Source organism: Pseudozobellia thermophila (genome assembly GCF_900141855.1).
Taxonomy (GTDB): Bacteria; Bacteroidota; Bacteroidia; order Flavobacteriales; family Flavobacteriaceae; genus Pseudozobellia; species Pseudozobellia thermophila.
The window spans coordinates 1-5,897 of the sequence record NZ_FQYU01000024.1 but is presented as its reverse complement, the minus strand read 5'-3'; the positions used below and the strand labels follow the sequence as shown (position 1 = coordinate 5,897).

The 5,897-nt window shown below is 38.5% G+C and carries 6 protein-coding genes and 1 pseudogene; 5 read left to right on the top strand and 2 right to left on the bottom strand.

Translation table 11 applies throughout. The features are described from left to right. Positions 1 to 248: pseudogene (locus tag BUB37_RS21845) on the bottom strand (IS110 family transposase); the annotation flags it as partial. 446 nt (positions 249 to 694) lie between these two features. On the opposite strand from BUB37_RS21845, the gene BUB37_RS21155 reads away from it, so the two are divergent. Further along, positions 695 to 1,291, top strand: coding sequence for a hypothetical protein (locus BUB37_RS21155; RefSeq protein ID WP_139278178.1), 597 nt, complete (start codon positions 695 to 697; stop codon positions 1,289 to 1,291). Positions 1,292 to 1,423: 132 nt separating this feature from the next. On the opposite strand, the gene BUB37_RS21150 is transcribed toward BUB37_RS21155, so the two are convergent. Next, positions 1,424 to 2,392 (bottom strand): IS110 family RNA-guided transposase, encoded by a 969-nt coding sequence (locus BUB37_RS21150; RefSeq protein ID WP_072996061.1) that lies wholly within the window; start codon positions 2,390 to 2,392, stop codon positions 1,424 to 1,426. Between the two features lie 373 nt (positions 2,393 to 2,765). Between BUB37_RS21150 and BUB37_RS21145 the strand changes: the two genes are divergently transcribed. From BUB37_RS21145 to BUB37_RS21125, 4 genes are all read left to right on the top strand, one after another. Further along, positions 2,766 to 3,617 (top strand): hypothetical protein, encoded by an 852-nt coding sequence (locus BUB37_RS21145; protein WP_072996059.1) that lies wholly within the window; start codon positions 2,766 to 2,768, stop codon positions 3,615 to 3,617. 499 nt (positions 3,618 to 4,116) lie between these two features. After that, positions 4,117 to 4,353, top strand: coding sequence for a bacteriocin immunity protein (locus tag BUB37_RS21140; protein WP_072996057.1), 237 nt, complete (start codon positions 4,117 to 4,119; stop codon positions 4,351 to 4,353). A gap of 206 nt (positions 4,354 to 4,559) precedes the next feature. Further along, entirely contained in the window at positions 4,560 to 4,931 is a 372-nt protein-coding gene (locus BUB37_RS21130; RefSeq protein ID WP_072996053.1) for a hypothetical protein, read from the top strand. Between the two features lie 209 nt (positions 4,932 to 5,140). Continuing rightward, complete coding sequence (locus tag BUB37_RS21125) at positions 5,141 to 5,656, top strand: hypothetical protein (RefSeq protein ID WP_072996065.1); 516 nt, start codon at positions 5,141 to 5,143, stop codon at positions 5,654 to 5,656. Positions 5,657 to 5,897: the final 241 nt, after the last annotated feature.

The window sequence follows — 5,897 nt, the reverse complement described above, 5'->3', positions numbered from 1 at the left end:
AGGGAAGACCAACCATAGGACTCGAAACAACGATGCGCCGAATACCCACAGCAGCCGGCCTCGTAAGCCGTAACGACTTCATGATCGGCGAAATGTTTATCAACATAATCTTTAAGTTGTTCCGGGTTTGGATCCATCGAAAATGACTTGCCTGAAAACAGATCTGTCGCACAATGCACTTTCCAACTTCTCTTGTGAATGTCGATCCCAATGTATAACTTCGGTACAGCAGTAATTTGAGTAACCATATCTTTAATTTTTAGTTCACTTTAAAGATACTCGACTTACTGCTTTTTCATCGATGCTATAAGTAATTGCTTGTTCTCGCCTACTTCAGAAAATCCTCGCGGATTTTCAGTTTGGTGTGTACTTGCAAAGTTAACCGCTAAATCACGCAACTACTCATAGCCGAGACCGATGGTCGATGATACCTCCGGCCCGTAAAAAACCGGGCGGTCGAGGCCGCCGCCCTACCTTTTTTTCCTACCATCGACCATCGGCCGGACAGTACGACTGCACATTCGCCCATAAAATTTGCTATATTCAATCCAAGAAAACCTGGACGGAGCCGTTCGCGGTCGGTACCATCGACATCACCGCCTATAGCGAATGTGCGTCTAATGGCGACCCCTTGCCAAGGTATGCCAGGCATACCACGCAACTCGCCATAGCCGTCTGGCCGTTGTAAATAATTGTGAAACAAACATTCGTCATATTATTAAACTTAGCATTTCTGATTTTAGTTGGTTGCAAAACAGCCAAAATATCGGAATTAAATAAGCGCATAAATATTGCGAACAATTTGAGTATTGAAAAATCACCTTTTCAGTCCGCAAACTCAATGGGAACAGAATTGAAAAGACAACTTCAATTCAGAGATGAATACGCAAATAAGCTAACAGAATTAAGGACATCTTACCCTAATAAACCAATAATTCTGACTGAAAGTTATATGTTTATCTGTCTTGGTTGCGTAGCTGATTATGTAAGCATCTTTACAGATGGAATATTATATGAATACACATACGACTCAAGTCTAAAGAAATACAAAGAAAAATCAAAACAAGTCTCAGTTGAGGACTTAGTTTTTGAAGGAGGAGCCCAAGATGATATTAAAGAAATTTATGAATCTGTGGTTGCGAATGAAAATTGGAATAAGAATCCAAAAAAATATGGAGACGAAAACTGTTTTGACGGAAGTCAAACTTTTTATACAGTTTACAAAACCGACAATCAGATTGAAAGTATGTATATGAGATGTTGGACACCAACTGATTTTAGGAATGAATAAAAACAACTATTTACAACAAAGAACTGAGGTAAAAAACAAACAAATCCTTCCTTAATCTGAGACAATACTATTCTAGGCCCTTAGATTCAAAAATCAGGTTCTTCGGGCTTTTTTATTCGATTCATCTTCTATTTATCTAGGCAATACCGAAACATACGATTCATCGTACGGCCTACCGGATTTTGCAATGGCAAAGGACTGTTTAAGCAGTTTGTTGGCCACCGCTATCAAGGCCAGTTTTTTGCTCTTGCCCTTGTTCACGATCCGCTCATATACCCCTTTACATGCCCTGTTGTGCTTACAGGCATTAAAAGAGCACAGAAACAATAGATTGCGAAGCTTTCCGTTACCGACCTTGCTTATCCGTGCACGGCCCCTAACGCTGCTCCCCGACTCCCGTATCGTCGGGGTCATACCCACATAGCTACAGAGCTGTGATGCCGTTTCGAACTTACGGAAACCATCGGTGACAACTATCAGGAACAAGGCGGTCTTTAGGCCTATCCCTGGTATCGACGTCAACAAGGTCAACTGCTCTTGTTGATCCCCTTTGACCAATGATAGAATCTTTGATTCGATGGCCGTCACCTCCTTGTCCAACTGTTTCCTGTTGCGTACCAAGGGGCGGTATACAAACTTTGAGGGCACGCCCAGAACCTCTTCCCCATGGATCTTGTTCTTGGTTGCGGTGCGTTGCTTTAAATACATGTCCAATAACCGGAACAACTGTAAACACTTACTTTGGCTATCGGTCAGGGCATCGTAAAGAGGGACCTCATTGACCAGGGCATAGTCACAGATAGCCTTGGCGTCGCTCTTATCGGTCTTTACCTTGGCCAGCTTCATTTGGATAAAACGCTTGACGGACAACGGGTTTACCACTGAGACCGTTATACCGTTCTTGTAAAGAAACTGTGCGAGCCTATAATGATAGTAACCGGTAGCTTCCATGACCACCAATGAGCCTTCGGGCAAGTGCCCAAGGAATTTCTTGAACCCGGGCCCATCGTTTCCGTACCGGTCGTGACCTTTGTTACTGCCGTGCACATCAAAGACCGCTTTACTGATGTCGACTCCGAAAGTTTCTTTATATTTATTCATAGGAAATGTTTTATGAAAGAACTGGCTACTTGGGCACACAACAACTTGAAAACGAGATCTAAGGTCTCACAGAACTGAACGTGGTCTAAGTAGTAAAAGAGAGAGGATTACCAATGTTGTCGAAGTCTAAAGCTTCACCGTATAACATAACCTTAATTCTCTCTTTTGTTCTTTCTGGTTTATACCATCAATTTAATGAGAATCAAACTTAAGATGTATAAAAATAATTGCTCAATTTTGGGCTTAACCAAAGGTCGTTGCAGGTTTACTACGTCTGATTTTCCTGCGGAAAATCCTCGCACGTAATCCCGCAACTATTCTTATACTAACCGTTATCTGCAAGCTAAAAAAAGACAACCGATTATAAATTTCTATGATGTTATTAGACCTAATATGCGCCGATTGCTTACTAGAACAAATAGAAAGTAAAAAAGTAACAGAACAATCTGAACACTTTGTTCCGGTACCGTTTGAAATGGTCAACGATTCGGGAATTTATAATTTTAATTGCCAAAAAGGACATAATTCAATTTCTTACTTGATTAATATAGAATTTGAAATACTATTTGAATATGGACTTAATGCTCTAGCTGATGGTTATTATCGAGAAGCTATTTCTTCTTTCACCTCTGCAATGGAAAGATATTTTGAATTCTTTATCAAAGTAATTTTGAAAAATTCTGGAACAGAATATGAAAATATAGATAAAATTTGGAAACAAATTTCAAAACAATCGGAAAGACAACTTGGAGCATACTTAACCTTGTACGCTCAAACTTTTCGGGAATTACCAATGGTTTTAAGTTCAAATAAGGAGGTGCCATTTAGGAATAAAGTCATTCATCAAGGGTATATCCCTTCAAAAAAAGAGGCAATAGAATATGGTGAACGGATTATGGAAGTAATAGAAAGTTCATTAATTCCTTTAAAAAAATTATACCCAGATTTAACTAAAGATGTATTCGATAACTATGGGTATCACTCAAAAGCTAAAATTATTCTTGAAAAACAAGAGAAAGATACTGGTCGAGAGTTAAATGCTGGTGGAGTTAATATTTTGACTACAATAAGTGTTTTAGCAGGGCGAGAACGCCATGATATTGATACACGTAATGGTAATATAGAAAGTCAAATAATAAGAGTTTTACAACATAGAAATCCAAGAGGCATCTCATTATTTAATCAACAGTATCCGGAGAACAAAAAGGGAAAAGCCAGCAGATAACAATGCCTAAACGTAATGCGGACTTTTGGGCAAAACCAAAAGGTCTGTTTGTATTTATGAAGTCACTAAATCTTATGGATTTAGCTTTGGAACAAAAAAAAGAAAAAGCGAAACCAAAAGCTTTAGCTTCGTGCTAAGACGGAAACTGGCCAGCGCGCCAACTCGCCCGCTGCCGTCGCAGACGGCGTACCTCCGCACTACGCTTAGCCGCACCGATGGTCGATGATACCTCCGGCCCGTAAAAAACCGGGCGGTCGAGGCCGCCGCCCTACCTTTTTTTCCTACCATCGGCCATCGGCCAGACAGTACGACTGCACATTCGCCCATAAAATTTGCTATATTTCATCCAAGAAAACCCGGACGGAGCCGTTCGCGGTCGGTACCATCGACATCACTGGCTATAGCGAATGTGCGTCTAATGGCGACCCCTTGCCAAGGTATGCAAAGCATACCTCGCAACTCGCCATAGCCGTCTGGCCGTTGTAGAGCATTACCAAAAATGACAAGAAAAGAGTTAATAGAATTAGGAAAACGGATTATAAAAGCTGAGGGAACTGAAAGTGAACTCGATAAATTATATGAGATTTTCAATAAAAATGTTCCTTATCCTAACGGAGCCAATTTATTCTATTATCCTGAAAATTATAATGCAAGAAAAGATAACTTAAGCCAATATAATCCAACAATTGAAAGTATTGTTGATAAATGTCTAGCATATAAAGCCATTCAATTATAACAATAATGAGTAAAGAAATATCCAATTGTATTGAATGTGAGAGCCAGTATTACTCTGAAAGCTCTACAATGGTCGGATTATGTGCTGAATGTTCTCACCAGCTTTATAATTATGAAAACTGCAAACACGAATTTAAAAATGACAGATGTGTTAAATGTTATTGGAATGGAAATGTATCTGAATATTTAAAAAATAAACAAAAATAAATGGACGAAAGAGCATTTAAAACCTTAGTAGAATATTTAGAAAAAATACCAAGTATTCAAAAACCTATTGCATTTGGAGATGAAGATGGACTCTGGTGGTTAAAATTCTCGTTAGATATTGAAAATAAACTTGCTTGGAATGTTGTTCAAGAGTTAGGGTGTGTGATAAATTATATTTCAATGAGCGAGAGGTTGCCGACTGTCTTTTACCCTGTATCACCTGCACCTTATATGAATGGTGGACCCACAGATTTCCTTTCTTGGGTAATAGAGACAAAAGATGTTGAATTTATGCCCGGAACTTTGAAAAAATGGTTAGAAGGAAGATTGCCGAATCCAGTAGATGATTTGGAACAATGGAACGAAGAATGAACGCTCTACAACACTATATATAGCAAATTGGGCGATTAGTGCTTAATCCAAAATTTGTTATCTATTTGCAAAGTCGCCAAATCTTTTGATTTGGTATTAAAAGAGAAAAATTAAAACAAAATACAAAAGATTTGGCTTGTGGTTAAACCGAAAGTAATCGCTTATTTTCTGCCCAACTTGCCATATATTTAACGTTGGTAGTCATTAAAATGAAAAAGAGTTTATTCATATCGCTTTTGCTGCTAGTTCAAGTATTTCCAGTTAACGGACAGTCAGACTCAATTGTATTGATTCAGAGAACTGTAGATAAAATTGAAAATGATGCGAACCTTACCATTAAAGAGTTTGATGCGACAGAAGTTTACAAACAAGCTTTTGATGGTGGTGGCAAAATCGAATTATATGTAGACAAAAAGGGACTACGGAAAATCGAACAAGAAATAGGCGTTTCATTCGGGCGACTTACCACAGTTGTCTACTTTGAAAATGGTCAACCTATCAAACTTATTGATAGAGAAGAAAACTTTAAATGGCTCGAAGACCAAACAGGTTGGGACTATTCTGAACTGAATAAGGTCTTTCAAGCTGATATTTACATTTTTGATTGGGAATTGGATAATAACAAAACGATTGAGGAAGGGAAAAGAAATCTATCAGAAGGCTCTTGTGCAGTTTTTGAATATGAACCGTTTATTGAGCTTGGAAAAGAATTAACGAATAAATAAAAACGGCTACCAACAATGGCTCCTATGAAAAGCCATAGTCCAGTTCTCTAAAGTTAATCAATATTTTCTTTTTGCCTTAAACCACCTTTTTTATTTTAAAATAACTTGCTCCGCATCCTATTTGTGATACACCTTTTTATTAGGGTTCACCAGCATCTGTATGATTATAAATTATAATAGACCCGGCCACTTGCTATAAAGATGTGATTCCGGTTTCCTGGATCACCCACGTTGTTTTGTG

Coding starts and splice junctions, on each gene's coding strand:
- BUB37_RS21140 (WP_072996057.1), top strand. CDS start 4,117: ATGACAAGAAAAGAGTTAATAGAATTAGGAAAACGGATTATAAAAGCT.
- BUB37_RS21130 (WP_072996053.1), top strand. CDS start 4,560: ATGGACGAAAGAGCATTTAAAACCTTAGTAGAATATTTAGAAAAAATA.
- BUB37_RS21125 (WP_072996065.1), top strand. CDS start 5,141: ATGAAAAAGAGTTTATTCATATCGCTTTTGCTGCTAGTTCAAGTATTT.
- BUB37_RS21145 (WP_072996059.1), top strand. CDS start 2,766: ATGATGTTATTAGACCTAATATGCGCCGATTGCTTACTAGAACAAATA.
- BUB37_RS21150 (WP_072996061.1), bottom strand. CDS start 2,392: ATGAATAAATATAAAGAAACTTTCGGAGTCGACATCAGTAAAGCGGTC.